Consider the following 20175-nt stretch of genomic DNA (forward strand, 5'->3'; position numbering starts at 1 on the left):
TCATTCCTTACAGTAATGGAATAATAAAATTAGCGAGAAGTGATGATAAGCTCTTCATAACCAGACAAAAGGCAAGGTTCACGAGTGAAATTAACTTTTTCAAGTTCCCCAATAATCAGCTCTAATGTTGTTCTAACAGTACAACCCGGCATCATATGGCCACCGAGAACTTTCCCTTCTTCATCAGAGACAGACAAATGCAGGTGTTCGCCGTTAGCATCTAAAGTGCCAATTAATGAAACAATTTCGAATTTGCCTGTTGTGTGAAACGTGTTCTCTTGTCCTGCAAAACGCAGTGCGACATGAGTTAAGCTGCCGACGCTACTGGCAATAAATGCAGCTTGTAGGCTGTGTTGCTCAATTTTTCGTTTTAATGCTAAAAGCGCATCTTCTCCAGGCACTAAGCGGATAGCAATAAAACGAGCGTTTGAAAAGGGGGATAAAGATTGGTTCATATTGTTAATCCTAATCATTGTGCTTGCGCAGAGCGTCGCACAACCATGTAAATCATTAAAATTATAAATAATGCTAAGTTATGATTTTTCTGTATTAATTATTGGTGATTATTATACGTAATTGAGATGGATTGTCTGGTTGTAAAGGTATTTAGGACTATCTTCAGCAAAAGGCACCACAAGTTGGTTTTTATGATGATAAATATAAAAAAAATGCAGAAATAAAAAAATAAACAGTGATGAATATTCCGAATATTTAGCTTAAGTTTTGGTGGCGATGGAAGTTATCTGTATTGCCATGCTAATTTTATGTACAATTCGGCTTGTCACCGTGAAATATGCTAAGAAGACCTCTTTTGAAAAGTATTAAATAGATAATAAAGAACAGCTAAAATGTCGCACTTGAGTTAATAAATTGTGCGGAAATAGTAAGGCTTTTTATTAATGAAAATATCGTTACCGTAAAAATAAAAAGAGTTGGCGTTAATATTTGCTTCTTTGATGATGAGCCAATAACATGTTTTTAAATAAGTCTATTTGCTGCTAATAAATTATAATTATGCGTTTTACAGGGATAAATCTATGAGTCATGTTGATCCAACATTAATCATTTTACTGGTATTAGCCGGGTTAGGTATCATTAGTCATAATATGACAGTCACTCTTGCGATGTTATTTTTATTGGTGGTCAGAATAACACCATTGAATAATTATTTTCCATGGGTTGAAAAATATGGCTTAACCATTGGGATACTTATCTTAACTATCGGTGTTATGGCACCAATTGCGAGCGGTAAAATAACGGCAAATGAAGTATTGAGCTCATTTTTGAATTGGAAATCGATTCTTGCAATTGTCATCGGGATCGCCGTTTCTTGGTTAGGTAGCCGAGGTGTCACATTAATGTCCCATCAACCTTCTACTGTTGCAGGCTTACTTGTTGGAACTGTTATTGGTGTTGCTTTATTCCGTGGTGTTCCTGTAGGGCCTTTAATTGCTGCCGGGATCTTGTCACTATTAATTGGTAAATCATAGTATTACGATGGTGAAATTGCTTCCTGTTATTATCGAACAGCTACATATGGTTGGCATGCGTCGTCTTATGGTTCTTTCTGGCGACAGTGCGTGGGTGGAACAGCAACTCAACGAACTTCAGACAGCCATTGATGGCGACTGGTTAACCATTTCAACGAATTTGCCACAAGGGGTTTCCCCAGAGAATGCACATCTATTATTGGGCCGTGAATTTTTACATGGCATCTTTGATGCACGTAAAGGTTTTCATAGTGAAGCCCTAGCCATGCTTGCTGGCACGTTAAAAGCAGGGAGCTTGTTAGTTTTATGTACTGCACCTCAAACTGAGTGGGCGACAAATGCTGATCTAGACAGCCTACGTTGGAATGAACAATTGGGGCTCATTCCAACACCGAATTTTATTCACCATCTGCAACGGACTTTCCAAACATCTTCCGATATTTTATTTTATAAACAAGGAGATGAGCCTGATTTTTCATTACTAAATAACAAACCATTATGGCAAGCACCGACAGGCCAGCCAACAGAACAGCAGCAACAAATAATTAGCCAATTATTAAAAGCAAAACATGGCATTTGGGGCTTGATAGCCCCGAGAGGGCGCGGAAAATCTGCAATAGCTGGGATGTTAATAAAACAATTTATGGGAGAGTGTTGGTGTTGTGCTCCCGCCAAAGTGGCAACGGAAGTTTTAAGTCGGCATGCAGGACAAAAGATTAATTTTTGGTCCCCTGATAGCCTATTAGCGTACTGCCGCAGCAATGAAAAAATAACAGCAGATTGGCTAGTCATCGATGAAGCTTCTGCTATTCCTAATTATATATTACGTGAGCTGGTGGGGTATTTTCCTCGAGTTCTATTAACTACGACAGTCGATGGTTATGAAGGAACTGGGCGCGGTTTTACGTTAAAATTTTGTGCAAGTTTAGCTCATTTCACTTTACTGCAACTTGATAACCCAATGCGCTATGCGGCTAATGATCCCTTAGAATTGTGGGTCAATGAGGCTTTATTGCTGCAAGAACCCACCACTCAAACGGTTCTTGCTGGAAATACTGAATATAAAGCGTTAACTCAGGCATCATTAGCGGAAAATAATGAGCAATTAAAAGCGTTTTATGGCTTATTGATGAGTGCACATTATCGAACGTCACCATTAGATTTACGACGACTATTGGATGCCCAGCAACAACATTTTATGGTGGCAAAAGCCGAGTCTGATGATTGTACCTATTTAGGTGCATTATGGATGGTAGATGAAGGACAGTTAACCGAATCATTGAGCTGGCAAATATGGGCTGGGCTTCGTCGACCAAGAGGAAATTTAGTTGTCCAATCTTTAGCAGCTCATAGTTATTTCCCCATTGCGGCACAATGGCTATCTCGCCGAGTGATGCGTATTGCCGTTGATGCGAACTACCGTAGGCGCCAAATTGGTTTAACGCTTTTAGAAAAACAGAAAGCAATTGCTACAGAGCAAGGGTTAGATTTTTTATCTGTTAGTTTTGGATTAACACCAGACTTAGTCGCATTTTGGCAAAAAGCGGGCTTTCGGTTAATACGAATAGGTTCGCATAAAGAAGCCAGTAGTGGCTGTTTTACCGCGATGGCTATTTTACCTATTTCAAACCGTGCATACCAACTTTGTGAACAAGGCGAATCCCGATTAAAACGTGACCTATATTGGCGCAGTGATTTACAAGAGTTTGCGTTCGAAACGGATCCACAGCAGCAACTAGTGACAGATGATTGGATAGAACTGATCGGTTTTAGTGAGTTTAAGCGCCCAATTTCGGCGAGTACAAGTGCAATTATGCGTTTATTGAGGGAAGAAACAAACGGGCTTCCTCTCCTCAGACGGCATTTTGTATTATGTGAACCTATCTCCAAGATTTGCGCGGATGTCGGTATTACAGGGCAAAAGCAATGGTTAAAACGAGTAAGAGAAGAGGTTGGTATACAGGTAAAACAATACCAACCAGCACTTTTAGCTGAAATAAAGCAGAAAATTACTTCTTCTTGTCTTTAGGCCAATCGTCTTCATCATCCCAAAGATGGTTATTATCCTGATGCGGAGGGATTTCAGGCTTGTTATCTAAAAATTTTTTGGGGTCCAATTTCATCATTTCTTTGACTGAGTTCCAGATAATACCTACCAATAAGAGTAAAATTATCCACCAGTAGTCGGCTAACCATTGCATACATTACCTCTATGAAATTGGGTATAGCTAAATGTTGATTTTAAATTATTTAAAATTTATACCATTAGAGTACCATTTGCACTTTGTATGAAGCGGTGTGTTGTGTGTTTTTTCAGAGATAACTACAGCAAATACACCTACAGAGTTTATTGTTTATTTAAATACCATGGCAAATGCACCAACAATACCAAGCAAAATATCAGAGCCTGTAAGTGCGTAGATATTTTTAACCTCTTCACCGCGAATATTAGCAAAGCGTTCAAGCGCTTTTTCTGTTGAAACGGCTTCAACTTCTTCAAATTGCTTTTCATATCCGGCAGCAATTAGCTTTTGAGTCTCTTGCTCATTTGGTGTAATGATAGCAATAACTTTTCCGGCCTTCATAAAAAAAGAGTAATGATTCATGGGGCTTCCTAATAGTCTTAAGTTTAGGCTCCTGTCATTTTCCTCAGGCTTAGCAAGTCATGACTGGGGCTATTACCGCTCTTTTCGTAGTAGAACAAGGGAATAATAATCGCATCAACAGGCAAAAGCGACTTTTCATTAAGCGTGTTTACCATTAGAGTATACCATTGATATTATTATGAGTTACCACAGATTTTATGCGGCTTTTACCATTTGATTTATTTTTTAGGGAGGGGGAGTAATTTTGAAAAAATTGTTCCTCATTGTTATTGGATGGTTAGCTGTTGCGCTGGCTTTTGCTGGCGTTATTCTTCCTGTTTTGCCGACTACGCCTTTCTTGTTATTAGCGGCATGGTGTTTTTCTCGTTCATCTCCACGCTTTCACCATTGGTTATTATATCGCTCTTGGTTTGGGGGATATATCCGTCACTGGCAAAAGCATAAAGGACTACCGAAAGGGGCAAAACCAAAAGCAATTGTATTGATAATACTCACTTTTTCACTATCAATCTGGGTTGTTAGCTATTTATGGTTAAAAATTGGTTTATTGGCACTGTTGTGTTGGCTGCTTATTTTTATGTATCGGCTTCCAGTTGTTGATGAACAAATTGCCACGAAAAAGAAAAAAGCCCCATAAATTATGTAGCGTAATCTATGAGGCGTGATAGAAGTTGCTCTGTTAGCTTAGAAATTATTCAGGAGCTTTAATATAGCGTTCGAATACATAATCTAAGTTACTGTTTAGCCAGTTTTTTCCGCAAATATCCTCTTGTAGGAGAACTTGTTTAATGACTTCTGGCGTTAAAAGCTGTTCAGCTTCATGGGATAAAGGCCAGTAGCTAATATGCCAAGGTTCATAGGCAACCCCTGCATTTTTTGCAGTGAAAGGGCGATAAAAATCAAATGTCGCCATGTTATCCGTCAGCCAGTGGTTCAGTTCAGCAAAATAGCCACCAGTTTCATATTCCCAAGGCTCTAACTGTAACGTTTGCCCTGAAGGAATACGTAATGGGTCATAAACATCTATTTCGGTTCCCCAATGGTGGCGGCTTGCACCGGGTAATGCAGACCAATGTAAAATAGCTTCACAAAGCTCGCCTTCAGAAAGCGTTGTAATATCTAAAGGTTGGCTTTGTGCATCAAGAACAGGGCGGAGACCGGTAAATTTTTCATTCCAAATTAACTGTTGACGTGAAAAATCACGAAATGCACTTGCCGATTGTAACTTGAACCCTGACTTTACAGCCACTTGTTGCATGGCTAAAAATGCTTTGGTGGCATTGAACTGTAGGCGATGAGAACCGCCAAGTGTCACTAAATGGTCAGTTGAGCGGCCTGTTAACATGGCAATAGTGATCATAATAACAATAACCCCATGACCCGTTCATAAATTAAGGCCAGCTGTTGCAAGTCTTTGACGCTAACGCATTCGTCAACTTTATGTATGGTGGCATTCAGTGGGCCGAGCTCAATAACTTGAGTCCCCATTTGGGCGATAAAACGGCCATCGGAGGTTCCACCGCTTGTGGATAACTCTGCATTAAGACCAGTTAATTCATGAATTGCTTGCAAAGTTGCAGTGACAAGCTCTTGTTTTTCAGTTAAAAATGGTTGCCCAGATAACGACCACTCTATTTTATATGTTAAGCCATGGCGTTCTAGCATGCTAGTGACCCTGTCACGTATTTGTGTGTCGGTCAATTCGGTGCTAAAACGAAAATTAAATTGAACAAATAACTCACCAGGGATCACATTACTTGCCCCAGTACCTGCATGGATATTGGCAATTTGCATGGTGGTGGCAGGGAAGAACTCATTGCCGTTATCCCAGATAGTTGAAGTGAGCTCTTGTAAAAAAGCGGTTGAACGGTGCACCGGGTTGTCCGCTAAATGGGGATAAGCAACGTGTCCTTGTGTACCCAAAATAGTTAAATTCGCTGTAATAGAGCCTCTTCGACCATTCTTTATGATGTCGCCTAATTGTGATTGGCTTGACGGCTCACCGACTAAACAGTAATCAACGCGTTCATTACGTGCCATCAATGTTTCGACCACTTTGACCGTGCCATCTAGCGCATCGGCTTCTTCATCTGATGTGATTAAAAAGGCCAAACGCCCTTGATGTTGAGGGTGCTTTTTGACAAAGCGCTCTGCGGCGACAACCATTGCTGCGACTGAGCCTTTCATATCAGCAGCACCGCGACCATACAAATGTTGATTGATAATTGTCGGGCTAAAAGGGGGTGTTTGCCAATTTTCACTATTGCCTGCTGGTACGACATCGGTATGGCCTGCAAATGCGAGGGTTGGGCCTTGAGTACCTCGATGTGCCCAAAAATTTAATGTGTTACCAAAATGCATTGGTTCAACGGTAAAACCGAGTTGGTTTAAACGCTCAGTCAGTATCGCTTGGCAACCTTGGTCATCAGGGCTGATAGAAGGGCGTGAGATCAGTTCTTTGGCAAGTTGAATAACTGGGCAATCCATCATAACCGCCTGATTATCGAATGAAGTTTTGGTAGTCATTTGCGCTAAACCCAACTAAGTAACGGTTGTCTGGAGAAACAAGTACGGGTCTTTTGACCATGGCGGGCTCTGCAATTAGCACTTTTTTCGCGCTATTTGAGTCAACCACTGCATTTTTTTCATCATCAGTCAGTTTACGCCAAGTTGTTCCTCGTTTATTTACTAACACTTCCCAATCAATATGTTCCATAAAGGTAGAAAGTAATTCATCGCTAATACCATCAGCACGATAATCATGAAACTGATAGTTAACTCCATTGTCTTCTAAGTAACGGCGTGCTTTTTTAATGGTGTCACAGTTTTTAATTCCGTACATGATATAAGGAGAGTTAGATGTATTGGGCATATGATTTTCCTCAAAAAACTAGCGATAATCCATACATAATGAGGCAAAAATCGCTTAGGATCTAGCCCAAATGTGAGAAATATATAATAAACTTATAATTAAATTATTCGTAATTTAGCTTTGTTAATTAATATAATTAGAAAAAATTATCTTGAACGCATATAAATTAAGCTAGCTTCAAGACGAGAGCGAACACGTAATTTTTTAAGAATATTTCTAATGTGAACTTTAACCGTTTCTTCAGAAATAAAAAGTAAATTAGATATTTCACGGTTTTTTAAACCTACAGCCATTTCATGTAAAATTTCAGATTCTCGCCGTGTCAGTGATGAGAGTGGGTCATTATAATTATGACGAGAAATAAGATGCTGATATATTTTTTCACTGAAAACTAATTGCCCTCTAGAGGCTTTCTTCATACTATAAAATAACATGTCAAGCTCACTGCTTTTTAATAAATACCCTTGTGCTCCTGCATCAATAGCGCCATATATATCTGTTTTAATTGTTGAAGCAGATAACACTAATAAGTAGCTATTATTGCAGTGCTTACGAAGTAATCGTATCGTTTCAAATGTTTTAATACCTTGAATATTGGTATCTATAATAATTAGATTAGGCTGTAGCTGCCTTGCAATGCTTAAGGCCTCGTAACAACAAGAGGACTCTGCTGTGACAATAAAGTGCGTATCGGTATTTATGAGCTGTCGCAATCCCAAGCGTATAAGAGGGTGCTCATCAACAATCATTACGGTATATTTAGACATAGAGGGTTCCTTTTTCATGTCTTAAAATTCAAGGTCTAGTTTGATACTTTCCATAAAATAGACAGTTTAATTTTGATATATTTATTATATTTAATTGGAGTATTAATAATTGTAAAATCAGTATGGGGAATTCTTAATGTTACTTCTTTGCTTAATATATTATATCCCTCGCTAATAACAATAAGATACTTGTTGATAATACATTAAAATTAGAAAATTCATATCTAATATTTAAATCAATATTAAACGGAGAAGGTATTTAAGATAGGGTTCATAATGTGATTAATTTTTTATATATATTAACCTCATAAAACTAATAATAAATTATTTTTAGTTAATATCTTAAAAATTAGAGAGGTGTTTCGATATAGTAAAATATAATCAATGTGATTACGTTTTACTCTAACGGTGACCTAACTCTATTGTAACTGAAAGATTTTTTTGGAAATTGCCAGTATGATCATGATTTGCTAGGGAGATGTGTTTATACTGTTATCGCTCTTACCTTACTTATTTTGAAAGGACTTGACGATGGATGACAAATTAAAACAAAGTGCTCTTGATTTTCATGAGTTTCCACATCCTGGGAAAATTACGGTTACCCCAACTAAACCACTAACAACCCAGAGAGATCTCGCATTAGCATACTCACCAGGTGTTGCAGTGCCATGTCTTGAAATTGCAGATGACCCACTTAAAGCTTATCGTTACACCGCTAAAGGTAACCTTGTCGGGGTCGTGTCTAATGGTACGGCTGTCCTTGGGTTAGGTAATATCGGTGCTTTGGCTGGTAAGCCTGTCATGGAAGGAAAAGGTGTACTATTTAAAAAGTTTTCTGGTGTTGATGTCTTTGATATTGAAGTTGATGAAACAGACCCAGACAAGTTAGTTGATATCATTGCGTCTCTTGAGCCGACTTTTGGCGGTATTAATTTAGAAGATATCAAAGCACCAGAATGCTTTTATATTGAACAAAAACTTCGTGAGCGGATGAAAATCCCTGTATTCCATGATGACCAACACGGTACCGCAATCATCTGTACTGCCGCTGTTATCAATGGCTTACGTATTGTTAAAAAAGATATTGGTGATGTGCGTCTGGTGGTTTCTGGCGCAGGGGCGGCATCAATCGCTTGTATGAATTTATTAGTCGCGTTGGGGTTGAAACGCGAACATATCACCGTTTGTGATTCAAAAGGGGTGATTTACAAAGGCCGTGACGAACGCATGGATGTCACCAAAGCCGCGTATGCAATTGAAGATAACGGCCAACGTACTTTGGCTGATGCGATTCCTAATGCAGATATTTTCTTAGGCTGTTCAGGTCCACGTCTTTTAACGCCAGAAATGGTGAAAACCATGGCAAAAGATCCTCTAATCTTAGCATTGGCTAACCCTGAACCCGAAATTTTACCACCATTGGCGAAAGAAGTTCGCCCTGATGCCATCATCTGTACTGGTCGTTCTGATTACCCAAATCAGGTTAATAACGTATTATGTTTCCCATTCATTTTCCGTGGTGCGCTAGATGTTGGCGCAACAACGATTAATGAAGAAATGAAACTGGCTTGTGTATATGCCATTGCAGACCTTGCATTGGCTGAGCAAAGCGAAGAAGTGGCTTCTGCGTATGGCAACCAAGATTTATTCTTTGGCCCTGAATATATTATTCCGAAACCATTTGACCCGCGTTTGATTGTGAAAATTGCGCCAGCAGTGGCAAAAGCAGCTATGGATTCAGGGGTAGCAACGCGTCCAATTGAAGACTTTGATGCCTATATCGAAAAATTAAATCAATTTGTTTATAAAACAAATTTATTCATGAAACCTATTTTCTCTCAAGCTAAGACGGCGAAAAAACGCATTGTATTAGCAGAAGGGGAAGAAGAGCGTGTATTGCATGCGACTCAAGAATTAGTGTCTTTAGGTTTAGCCTTCCCAATTTTAGTTGGGCGCCCAAGTGTGATTGAAATGCGTATTCAAAAACTCGGCCTACATATTGAGTTAGGTAAAGATTTTGAAGTGGTTAATAACGAAAACGACCCGCGTTATAAAGAATATTGGCAAGAATACTACCAAATCATGAAACGTCGTGGTATTTCCCAAGAAATGGCGCGCCGTGCGGTGATTAATAACCCAACCTTAATTGGTGGGATCATGGTGTTGCGTGGCGAAGCCGACGGGATGATTTGTGGTACGGTGGGCAGTTATGGCGAACACTATGAAGTTGTTAAAGATTTATTTGGTTTCCGCGAGGGTGTTCATGCAGCAGGTGCAATGAATGCATTGTTATTACCAACGGGTAATACGTTTATCGCAGACACTTATGTCAATGAAGACCCTTCACCGGAAGAGCTAACTGAAATCACGTTAATGGCAGCGGATACAGTAAGACGCTTTGGTATTGAGCCAAAAGTGGCTCTGTTATCGCGTTCTAGCTTTGGTTCTTCAGATTGCGCATCTGCACAAAAAATGCGTGATACGCTAACGATGATCAAAGCACGTGACCCACATTTGGAAATTGATGGTGAAATGCATGCGGATGCCGCATTAATTGAATCTATCCGTAAAGATGTGATGCCTGATAGTCCATTAAAAGGTTCAGCAAATTTATTAATTATGCCAAATATGGAAGCAGCACGTATTAGTTATAATTTACTGCGTGTCACAAGCTCTGATGGTGTGACTGTAGGGCCTGTGTTAATGGGGGTTGCGAAACCTGTGCATATATTAACACCAATTGCTTCGGTACGTCGTATCGTGAATATGGTGGCATTGGCAGTGGTTGAAGCACAAACAAATCCACTCTAAGGGTTAATATTAATTAATTTGTGTTAAAGGCTTCTATGGTTTCATAGGAGCCTTTTTGTTGAAAATGATTCTCATTATCTGTATCTTGTGAGCTTGACTACATAAGATGGAAAGCATAATGATTTCAATTAGATTGACCTCTCGAATAGCCACTTTAATGGTTGGGTTATTTTTTCTTATTGGTTGTACACAAAAAATTGAGCCAACAAACGTACAATTGGATAGCCAGCTAACAGCAAGCGACCAAATTGTTGACTTAGCAACAGGTAAGTCTTTAACACCTCAGCAATTAGTTGAGCAGCTTGCTCAATCTCCACGTGTGATTGTTGGAGAAAAGCATGATAACCACTATCACCACCAAATTGAGCAATGGCTTGTACAGGAAATGCCAAAAATACGGCCTCAAGGTGCGGTTTTACTCGAAATGCTGACACCGTCACAGCAAAAAGGTGTGAGTCGAGTACAGGCACAGATGCAGAGTAATCCTTATATTCGTGACGAAAAGTTACAGTCCGCCATAAAATGGAACAGTGGTTGGCCTTGGGAACAGTATGGGGCTTTAATCCGTCATTTGCTAAGCTCACCTTATCCATTACTTTCTGCAAACCTAGATAAAGAAGAGGTGCTTTTCGCCTACGCTAACCCATCATCAATAATGGGGCAGTATTCGACTCAGCCTATTGTTCAAGAACTCATCAGTAAAACGATTGAAAGCTCTCATGGTGGGGAACTTACAGCGGAACAAGTGGTAAAAATGACCTTTATACAGCAGTTGCGTGACCGCCGTATGGCAGAGTCGTTATTAAATGCACCTACACCCGCGCTCTTATTTGCAGGTGGCTACCATGCAACAAGAGCTATTGGGGTACCTTTACATGTGCAAGACCTCGCACCTGACGAATCAGTCAAAGTGTTAATTATTTCAGAGAGAGGGGAAGAAATAGACCATTTACATGCTGATTTTGTTTGGTATACCCCTAAATGATGACTAAATAATAGCAACCTAATGATTTCAAAAAAGTTAATTTTGTGAAGTATTCTTTATTTTCATTAAGAAATGATTTCCATTTTCATTTGTTATTAATTATCATTTGCGTTTATGTGAAGATACATAAGTACATAAGATAAAAATGAGTATAACAACATTTGAAAATAAGTATTTAAAGCGAACGACGAAGATGAGTGGGTGGTTCGCATTGGCAATTGCTCTTCATGTCGCTGTGGTTGGGGGCTATATATGGGTAACTTATAATCAACAATGGGAAGAGCTATTGCCTCCACCATCAGTGGTGATGGAAATTTCGATAGAGTCGCAAGCCGAACAATTGACAGAAGTTAACATTGGTCAACTACAAGAGTTAGCGGTGGCGAGTCAAGCCTATGAGGCTCCATCAGAAGAGAAAATTATCCCACCATTAGCCATCAATGAGCAGGCAGAAGTGCAAGTGGCTAAGACGGTGAGTACAAAACGAATAGCTGAAGTAAAAAAACAAAAGCGTGAAAAGCAGGTGGTTGAACAAAAACAAGCGACTGATTCAAAAGCCAATGATGCCCCTGTCACCAGTGATGCAGCAGCGCCATTACAGACTCAGAAAATTGCCGCAGAATTTAATAGCCAGTCACAATCGATAGAGAACGCGAAAAGGCTGTGGGAAGCACAAGTATTGGGTAAATTAAATAAATACAAGCGTTTCCCTGAAGATGCCGTAAGGCGAGGGCGAGTTGGTCAATCAGTAGTAACATTTACGGTTGACCCACAAGGTTTTTTACTTGATAGCGAGCTGGTGAGTTCATCTGGAACGCGATCGTTGGATAGAGAAGCCTTGCAGGTTTTATCAAGAGCGGCACCTTTACCTGAACCACCTACTGAAATTTTAATCAACGGGCGGGTAACAGTCAGGATCCCTATTGATTTTACTCTTAATGAAAAATAGATTGGATGAATTATGCGTAATAAACTTACTGAGTTTTGTCTTATTACATTACTTGGTTTATATGCAGCAACTAGTGCTGCGGAGGATAGAATGTCAGCACCAATAGCCAAAAAACAACCACATACAATGACTACTCACGGAGATGTCCGTGTTGATAACTATTATTGGTTAAGAGATGACCAACGTGAGTCTCCAGAAATTATCGAATATCTAACGCAAGAAAATGACTATACAAAGCAACAATTAGAGAAAGGTGAGTCGTTAAAAAAAGAGATTTACGATGAACTATTTTCGCGTATGAAGCAGGACGATGAGTCAGTTCCCTATAATTATAATGGTTATACTTACCGCTCACGAGTGGTTGCGGGAAAAAATTATTCTATCTATGAAAGACGTCCGGTAAATAGTCAGGGTGAATGGGTTGTATTAGTTGACGGTAATGAACGTGCCGAAGGCACAGAATATTATCGTATGGGCGCGTTAGCTATTTCGCCAGATAATACCACGCTTGCCATTGCCGAAGATCGCCAAGGGCGTAATGAATTTGCAGTGTCATTTCGAAAAATTGATGAGAGCGAGTGGCAAGAGAATGCATTAACCAATACATCAGGGAATATTGTTTGGGCTAATGATAACCAAACGCTATTCTATGTGAATAAGGACAAGCAAACATTGCTTCCTTATCAAGTGGTTAGGCACCAATACGGTACACAGCAAACTCAAGACAAACTGGTGTATGAAGAAAAGGATGATACTTTTTACATTAGTTTAGCGAAATCGACGTCAAAAGATTTTATTTTAATAGGTATCACGAGTACTGAAACTTCTGAATATCGGTTAATTGATGCAAATCAGCCACAAAATGATGCTAAAATCTTAAAACCACGTCAAGTTGGGGTTGAGTACTATCCTGATCATTTCAATGGTAAATTCTATATTCGTTCTAATCACCAGCACCCATTGTTTGGTTTATATATTGCAGACAATATTTCAGCGCCGTGGGTAAGCTTTATTACACCACGTGATGGGGTTGATCTTGAAGGTTTTGCGTTATTTAATAACTGGTTAGTGGTAGAAGAGCGCCAAAACGGCTTAGTAAATATACGCCAAATCAGTTGGTTAACGCATAAAGAAAACCAAGTGAGCTTTGATGACCCAACTTACATGGCGTGGATTGGGAATAACCCTGAGCCTGATACAGACACATTACGCTACGGCTACTCATCAATGACCACACCGTCTTCAGTATATGAAATTAATATGCTGACTCAAGAAAAACAGCTTTTAAAACAAGAAGAAGTTAAAGATTTTAATAAGCAAAATTACCAAAGTGAGCGTATTTGGGTCACTGCACAAGATGGGGTAAAAGTCCCTGTTTCCTTAGTTTACCGTAAAGATCTTTTCAAACATGGTCAAAATCCATTGTTAGTCTATGGTTATGGGGCTTATGGATATGGCATAGACCCTTCTTTTAGTTCATCTCGTTTGTCTTTATTGGATCGCGGTTTTGTTTACGCGATTGCACATATTCGTGGTGGTGGTGACTTAGGTAAAAATTGGTACATACAAGGCAAAACAATCCACAAAATGAATACATTTACTGACTTTATTGATGCAACCAAAGGGTTATTATCAGAAGGTTATGGTAAAGCAGGGCATGTGTATGCCATGGGGGGCAGTGCGGGTGGCTTATTAATGGGAGCGGTGGTGAATATGGCGCCTGACTTATACGAGGGTGTTGTTTCCGCTGTTCCATTTGTAGATGTGGTAACCACAATGTTAGACCCATCAATTCCTCTAACTACTGGGGAATACGACGAGTGGGGTAACCCTGAAAATGAAGAGGATTACTGGCGAATTAAAGCGTATAGCCCTTATGACAATATCAAAGCACAACATTACCCACATATTTTAGTGACGACAGGGTTACATGATTCCCAAGTTCAATACTGGGAACCTGCAAAATGGGTGGCTAAATTGCGAGATATTAAACAAGGTAATTCATTATTATTATTAGAAACGAATATGAATGCGGGCCATGGCGGTAAATCAGGGCGTTTTAATGCACTCGATGATATTGCCCAAGAATATAGCTTTATTCTTATGCTTGAAAATAAAGACAAATATTTTCCATATTTAAAATAATAATTAACCTATAAAATTTAGGTGATTTTAGGCCAGCAACAAGATTAATCACATTGTTGCTGAGCCTTTTCACAGGCACTATTTGGCCTGTGCTAGCGGTGTGAGCGTATGACACTCAGTACGTTTACAGGAATGGTTTAATGAATAATAAAACAATAATTATGGTAGCTGGCATTATTGCCACTAGCTACCAAGGGATCGCTTTGGCTGAAAATACACAGCAGCAAAATAAGCAGAAAGAAGGTGTGGTTAATTTTAGCCAATTAAAAGTTTCAGGTGCGCAGAAACAAACCCCATTAGTCAAAGCATTAGAAAAACCAGGTGCTTATAGTGCGGTTGGTACAGAAAATAAATTGCAGTCGATGGATAAAATTATTCGCACCATGCCCGGCACCTATACTCAAATGGATGCCAGCCAAGGTACGGTTAACGTCAATATTCGTGGACTGAGTGGTTTTGGTCGCGTGAATATGATGGTTGATGGTATTACACAAAGTTATTATGGTATCTCACCGAGCAAATATACCCACGGTATGCAGCCGAGTAATGATTTTGGTTCATTAATTGATCCAAACTTTATTGTCTCAGTGGAAGTGGAGAAAGGGCAGTTGAATGGCAGTAATAGCATTAATGCTTTAGCCGGAAGTGCGAATTTCCGCACTATCGGAATTGATGACGTCATTTTTAACGACAATTTATACGGACTGCGTAGTAAAGCTAACTGGGGGGATAATGGTCTCGGTTATAACGGAATGGTTGCCGTTGCGGGTAAAACGCAATTACAGGATGATGGTTACTTTGGTGGTTTAATTGCAATTAGTGGTCATAATATTCCCGGAAGTTATAAGAATGGAGACGGCTTTGACAGTGATGAATTTGCCACAGATCCCTCATTCAAACAAAAGCCACAATCTCAATTGGCAAAGTTGAAATATAAACCTAATGATCGCCATGAATTGGAATTCAGTGGGCGTTTTTTGCAAAATAAACTTACCAGCAGAAAGATTAATAGTGATGACTATTATCTTAAATATAAATGCACCCCATTAAATGAATTAATTTATGTGGAAATCTTGGCAAGCCATGGTAATAATGAACAAAAATTTCAAGGTGATCCTATTGGTGGAGCCTTTAAAAATGCCATATCTAGAAATAAATCCGATAGTATAAATTTATCCAATACGAGTCATTTTTCTTATGGAGATGTGGATTATAAATGGCAAGTTGGTTCGAAATTAATGAAAACCAAATACCAAAAAACATCTCAACCTGTTGAAGACCCTAACACCCAAATATATAACCCATTTTCACCGAGTGGCACGCAAGATATCGTGAGCTTATATACCCAATTTGAAGGGAAATATGATATCTATACCGCTACATTTGATCTTAATTATCTTAATTATAAAGTTAAAGGTTATAAACCTGCGTGTGATGAAACCGAAAAATGTTTCCCCCAAGAAGCCAGTACATTGAATATCAAGGATAGCGGTATTAACCCTGGTGTTTTATTATCAGCACAAATTATTCCTGAGTTTCAACCTTTTGTTAGTTATGCTCACTCGATGCGTGCACCTAATTCCCAAGAGGCTTTTTTCTCGCAAAATGGTGGTCAGAGCATGAACCCATTCCTAAAAGGGGAAAAGTCGAAAACATGGCAAGTTGGGTTTAATAGCTTCAAGCCTGACTTAGTTGTAGAGGGCGATCAATTCAATATGAAAGCTCTGTGGTTCCATACACATATTAAAGACTACATTACTAGCAAATCATTTATGTTGTGCCGAGCAAACTCACAAGAAGAGTTTGATTGGTGCTTGATTAACGATGATGTTTGGAATAAAGAAAACCCAGATATTTTTCAGCGTGCAGATATGTATGTTAATGATCCTAGAGATGTGAATTTACGAGGGTATGAGTTGCAAGCCAATTATGATGCAGGTGTATTTTATTCAATGGTTTCATATACCAAAGAGTCAGGAAAACAACCGGTTTCTATTAATAGTACCTCCGTATTTAGTGCAGGGGATTTCACTCAATTACCTGACTATTACCTAACATTAGACTCAGGTGTACGCTTATTTGATGAAAAACTGACACTCGGTTCAACGATTACATGGACTGGCCCCTCCAAACGGATTAGCCCAGTACCCGATGGCGACCAAAATGGTGATGCTATGACGGAGAAATATGAGAAACAACCAACTATTGTTGATGTATATGCAGATTATGAAATTAATAAAAACGTTAAATTGATGATGACTATTAACAATGTGACGAATAAAAACTATACCGATGCATTAAATCGCGCAAATTCGGGGGCAATTATGGAAGAACGAGGGCGAAATAACGAAACGGGTAGAGGGCGTACTTATATGATTGGTGGGCAGGTACGTTTCTAACCAGTATATAAATTTACAACCACTTATCCCGTTATTTTAATCGAGATAAGTGGTTAAAATAATCACTTCGATACTATTTTTGTTTTAACTTTCTCAATGTGAGTAATTTGGCTTTCAACCCAACCATCATTAAGGCGTGTTTTCAGTGGTTGCCCTAATTTTACTTGGCTGGTTTTTTTCAACACGGTGCCTTCTGCTGTCTCACTAATACTAAAGCCGCGAGCAAGTGTTGCCAATGGGCTGACAGCTTCCATTTTCGAACACGCGACAGCAAAACGTTGACGATAGCTATTGACCAAACTCGTGATCATATTTTGCAAATGATATTGTGTTTGTTGCAACTGACGTTGTTGCTTTTGCAACTGAGGGCGTAAATCATTTTGCAGCAAACGGCGATTGACTCTTTCGAATTTAGCTGTCGAATTTTGTAGTTGCCGAGTCATCGACTGTGCTAACTTTTGTTGCAATAAATTAAGTTGGTTATGTTGCCGTGCTAAGCGTAATTGCGGGTGCTGTTGCTGTAAACGATGGTGTAAACGAGCAAACCTTTGTTGTTGGCCTACCACGTAATAATCCATTGCCATTTCAAGGTGTTGCTGTGCAGATTTTAACTGCCGCAGCATTTCTAGCTGGTTACGGCTAACAAGCTCGGCTGCCGCAGATGGGGTTGGTGCTCTTATGTCCGCTACATAGTCCGCAATCGTCACATCGGTTTCATGACCAACAGCACTAATTATAGGCAGTTGACTAGCAAAAATAGCTCTAGCAACGATTTCTTCATTAAATGCCCACAAATCTTCAAGGGAGCCCCCACCGCGACCGACAATTAACACATCACATTCTTGACGCAAATTTGCTAGCTCAATCATTCGAGCAATTTGTGCTGGTGCCATTTCGCCTTGAACGGCCGTTGGATAGATAATGATAGGCAGAGAAGGATCCCGGCGGCGTAAAATATTTAAAATATCATGTAGGGCTGCACCGGTTGCTGATGTAATGATACCGACAGATTTAGCAGGGCTAGGTAGCGGTTTTTTATGAATAATATCAAATAAGCCTTGTGCGCTTAGCGTTTGTTTTAATAGTTCAAAACGCTGTTGCAGTAAGCCCTCACCGGCTGGCTGCATACTTTCAAGGATTAATTGGTAGTCACCTCGAGGTTCATATAAAGTCACTGTCGCTCTAACCAAAACTTGCTGGCCATTTTGTGGGCGGAAAGTGACACGTGCATTCTGCCCACGGAACATTGCCGCACGTACCTGTGCTCGGTCATCTTTTAAGGTTAAGTACCAATGACCTGAACTTGGCTGTGAAAAATTGGAAATTTCAGCGGTTAACCAAATACGCCCCATTTGGCTATCGAGTAGTTCTCGAACTGTTTGGTTAAGCTTGCTAACCGAGTAAATTGCGTTATTTTGTGAAGTCGACATGTGAGCCAGATCAAATTTTAAAACAATGACTTAATCGATAGATACTAACGCAGCTATAGGAGTTATCAAGTTTTTTTTCAAAAAAACGCTGGAAGCAACCGTTTTCGGTGTGTATAATGCCGCGGCAATATTTTATACCTTTCCATAACGCTGCCTGGTGGGATATTGCCTATGTTACGCATTAAAAAAGAAGCACTTACTTTCGACGACGTTTTACTCGTTCCTGCACACTCAACCGTATTACCGAATACCGCAGATTTATCAACTCAACTGACTGCAAACATCCGCCTGAACATTCCTATGCTTTCTGCAGCCATGGATACTGTCACTGAATCTGATCTTGCTATTGCATTAGCACAAGAAGGTGGCATTGGTTTCATCCATAAAAACATGACTATTGAGCGCCAAGCGGAAGAAGTTCGCCGCGTGAAAAAGCATGAAAGTGGTGTCGTCACTGACCCTGTGACAGTAACGCCTGATACCACCATTCGTGAAGTGCAAGAAATGGCTGAACGCAATGGTTTTGCAGGTTATCCAGTAGTTGCAAACGACAACTCATTAGTTGGTATTATTACTGGCCGCGATGTTCGTTTCGTGACGGATTTAGACCAGCCTGTTACTGCTGTGATGACGCCAAAAGAACGTTTAGTCACCGTGAAAGAAGGCGAAGCACGTGAAATTGTTTTACAAAAAATGCATGAAAAACGTGTAGAAAAAGCCTTAGTGATCGATGATAACTTTCATTTGTTAGGGATGATCACTGTTAAAGACTTCCAAAAAGCAGAACGTAAGCCAAACGCGTGTAAAGACGAGCAAGGCCGTTTGCGTGTTGGTGCTGCTGTTGGTGCTGGTGCAGGAAATGAAGAGCGTGTTGACGCACTGGTGGCTGCTGGCGTTGACGTTTTATTAATTGACTCATCACATGGTCATTCAGAAGGCGTATTACAACGTATTCGTGAAACCCGCCAAAAATACCCTGACTTACAAATTATTGGTGGTAACGTTGCAACAGCGGAAGGGGCGAAAGCCTTAGCGGATGCAGGAGTTAGCGCGGTTAAAGTCGGCATTGGTCCTGGTTCTATCTGTACCACTCGTATTGTGACTGGCGTTGGTGTACCACAAATTACAGCTATTGCAGAAGCGGCAGAAGCTCTGGAAGGTACGGGTATTCCTGTTATCGCGGATGGGGGGATTCGCTTCTCAGGTGATATCTCTAAAGCTATCGCGGCAGGCGCAGCCTGTGTGATGGTTGGCTCAATGTTCGCAGGAACTGAAGAGTCTCCGGGAGAAACTATTTTATTCCAAGGCCGTACTTACAAAGCATACCGTGGCATGGGTTCACTAGGTGCGATGTCTAAAGGTTCGTCAGATCGTTACTTCCAATCTGATAATGCAGCAGACAAATTAGTGCCAGAAGGTATTGAAGGCCGCGTAGCATACAAAGGTCGCCTAAAAGAAATCATTCATCAACAAATGGGTGGCTTACGCTCCTGTATGGGCCTGACGGGCTGTGGTACTATTGATGCATTAAGAACAAAAGCAGAATTTGTTCGCATCAGTGGAGCCGGTATCCAAGAAAGCCACGTTCATGATGTTACTATCACGAAAGAATCTCCAAACTACCGTTTGGGGCAATAATCGATAAAGTTTCTCAGGGTGGCGCATTCATTTGATTGCGTCACCGATTCTTATTTTTGACTTGAATTTTTGGAATTCTCCTC

The 20175-nt window shown here is 40.0% G+C and carries 17 protein-coding genes; 9 read left to right on the forward strand and 8 right to left on the reverse strand.

All coding sequences use genetic code 11. From position 1 onward, the window contains the following. Window positions 1-29 precede the first annotated feature (29 nt). Window positions 30-455 (reverse strand): PPC domain-containing DNA-binding protein, encoded by a 426-nt coding sequence (locus PSE83_RS04390; protein WP_112307956.1) that lies wholly within the window; start codon window positions 453-455, stop codon window positions 30-32. Window positions 456-1037: 582 nt separating this feature from the next. Here PSE83_RS04390 and PSE83_RS04395 point away from each other — a divergent pair. Together PSE83_RS04395 and PSE83_RS04400 are read left to right on the forward strand one after the other, a co-directional pair. Beyond that, window positions 1038-1490: a DUF441 domain-containing protein gene (locus tag PSE83_RS04395; RefSeq protein WP_004253572.1), complete on the forward strand. Its 453-nt coding sequence runs from the start codon at window positions 1038-1040 to the stop codon at window positions 1488-1490. Window positions 1491-1497: 7 nt separating this feature from the next. Continuing rightward, the gene (locus tag PSE83_RS04400) at window positions 1498-3519 is read left to right on the forward strand and encodes a tRNA(Met) cytidine acetyltransferase TmcA (RefSeq protein WP_164455568.1); all 2022 of its coding nucleotides are present in this window, start codon (window positions 1498-1500) and stop codon (window positions 3517-3519) included. On the opposite strand, the gene PSE83_RS04405 is transcribed toward PSE83_RS04400, so the two are convergent. Together PSE83_RS04405 and PSE83_RS04410 are read right to left on the reverse strand one after the other, a co-directional pair. Continuing rightward, window positions 3500-3691 (reverse strand): YpfN family protein, encoded by a 192-nt coding sequence (locus PSE83_RS04405; RefSeq protein WP_004253577.1) that lies wholly within the window; start codon window positions 3689-3691, stop codon window positions 3500-3502. The genes PSE83_RS04400 and PSE83_RS04405 overlap by 20 nt on opposite strands. 153 nt (window positions 3692-3844) lie before the next feature. Then, entirely contained in the window at window positions 3845-4096 is a 252-nt protein-coding gene (locus PSE83_RS04410; protein ID WP_036957663.1) for a hypothetical protein, read from the reverse strand. Between the two features lie 244 nt (window positions 4097-4340). On the opposite strand from PSE83_RS04410, the gene PSE83_RS04415 reads away from it, so the two are divergent. Further along, entirely contained in the window at window positions 4341-4733 is a 393-nt protein-coding gene (locus PSE83_RS04415; RefSeq protein ID WP_094960491.1) for a DUF454 family protein, read from the forward strand. 54 nt (window positions 4734-4787) lie between these two features. Here the strand turns inward: PSE83_RS04415 and PSE83_RS04420 are convergent, their stop codons facing one another. From PSE83_RS04420 to PSE83_RS04435, 4 genes are all read right to left on the reverse strand, one after another. Continuing rightward, window positions 4788-5456 carry a M15 family metallopeptidase gene (locus PSE83_RS04420; RefSeq protein WP_172767111.1) on the reverse strand — a complete coding sequence of 223 codons (669 nt, stop codon included), beginning with the start codon at window positions 5454-5456 and terminating at the stop codon, window positions 4788-4790. Further along, window positions 5453-6583, reverse strand: a complete 1131-nt coding sequence (dapE, locus tag PSE83_RS04425) for a succinyl-diaminopimelate desuccinylase (RefSeq protein ID WP_036957664.1) — start codon at window positions 6581-6583, stop codon at window positions 5453-5455. The genes PSE83_RS04420 and dapE overlap by 4 nt, the downstream gene beginning before the upstream one ends. A 13-nt stretch (window positions 6584-6596) precedes the next feature. Continuing rightward, window positions 6597-6968, reverse strand: coding sequence for an ArsC family reductase (locus PSE83_RS04430; protein WP_164565255.1), 372 nt, complete (start codon window positions 6966-6968; stop codon window positions 6597-6599). A gap of 146 nt (window positions 6969-7114) precedes the next feature. After that, window positions 7115-7735 carry a LuxR C-terminal-related transcriptional regulator gene (locus PSE83_RS04435; protein ID WP_036957668.1) on the reverse strand — a complete coding sequence of 207 codons (621 nt, stop codon included), beginning with the start codon at window positions 7733-7735 and terminating at the stop codon, window positions 7115-7117. A gap of 531 nt (window positions 7736-8266) precedes the next feature. Here PSE83_RS04435 and maeB point away from each other — a divergent pair. The 5 genes from maeB to PSE83_RS04460 all read left to right on the forward strand — a co-directional run bounded on the left by maeB (window position 8267) and on the right by PSE83_RS04460 (window position 17024). Next, window positions 8267-10546 (forward strand): NADP-dependent oxaloacetate-decarboxylating malate dehydrogenase, encoded by a 2280-nt coding sequence (maeB, locus tag PSE83_RS04440; RefSeq protein WP_004253593.1) that lies wholly within the window; start codon window positions 8267-8269, stop codon window positions 10544-10546. 118 nt (window positions 10547-10664) lie between these two features. Beyond that, on the forward strand, window positions 10665-11531 hold the full coding sequence (locus tag PSE83_RS04445) for a ChaN family lipoprotein (protein ID WP_272660678.1): 867 nt from the start codon (window positions 10665-10667) through the stop codon (window positions 11529-11531). 145 nt (window positions 11532-11676) lie between these two features. After that, a complete protein-coding gene (locus tag PSE83_RS04450) occupies window positions 11677-12480 on the forward strand; it encodes a cell envelope integrity protein TolA (RefSeq protein ID WP_164565257.1) in 804 nt (267 codons plus the stop codon). Window positions 12481-12492: 12 nt separating this feature from the next. After that, the gene (locus PSE83_RS04455; protein ID WP_272660679.1) at window positions 12493-14625 is read left to right on the forward strand and encodes a S9 family peptidase; all 2133 of its coding nucleotides are present in this window, start codon (window positions 12493-12495) and stop codon (window positions 14623-14625) included. 140 nt (window positions 14626-14765) lie between these two features. Next, window positions 14766-17024 carry a TonB-dependent receptor domain-containing protein gene (locus tag PSE83_RS04460; RefSeq protein ID WP_272660680.1) on the forward strand — a complete coding sequence of 753 codons (2259 nt, stop codon included), beginning with the start codon at window positions 14766-14768 and terminating at the stop codon, window positions 17022-17024. A gap of 62 nt (window positions 17025-17086) precedes the next feature. Here PSE83_RS04460 and xseA read toward each other — a convergent pair whose 3' ends face one another. Further along, a complete protein-coding gene (xseA, locus tag PSE83_RS04465) occupies window positions 17087-18454 on the reverse strand; it encodes an exodeoxyribonuclease VII large subunit (protein ID WP_110591790.1) in 1368 nt (455 codons plus the stop codon). A 171-nt stretch (window positions 18455-18625) separates the two neighbouring features. Here xseA and guaB point away from each other — a divergent pair, with 171 nt between their 5' ends. Beyond that, entirely contained in the window at window positions 18626-20092 is a 1467-nt protein-coding gene (guaB, locus tag PSE83_RS04470; protein ID WP_004253607.1) for an IMP dehydrogenase, read from the forward strand. Window positions 20093-20175: the final 83 nt, after the last annotated feature.

The sequence above is a fragment of the Providencia sp. PROV150 genome (assembly GCF_028481025.1).
Taxonomy (GTDB): Bacteria; Pseudomonadota; Gammaproteobacteria; order Enterobacterales; family Enterobacteriaceae; genus Providencia; species Providencia hangzhouensis.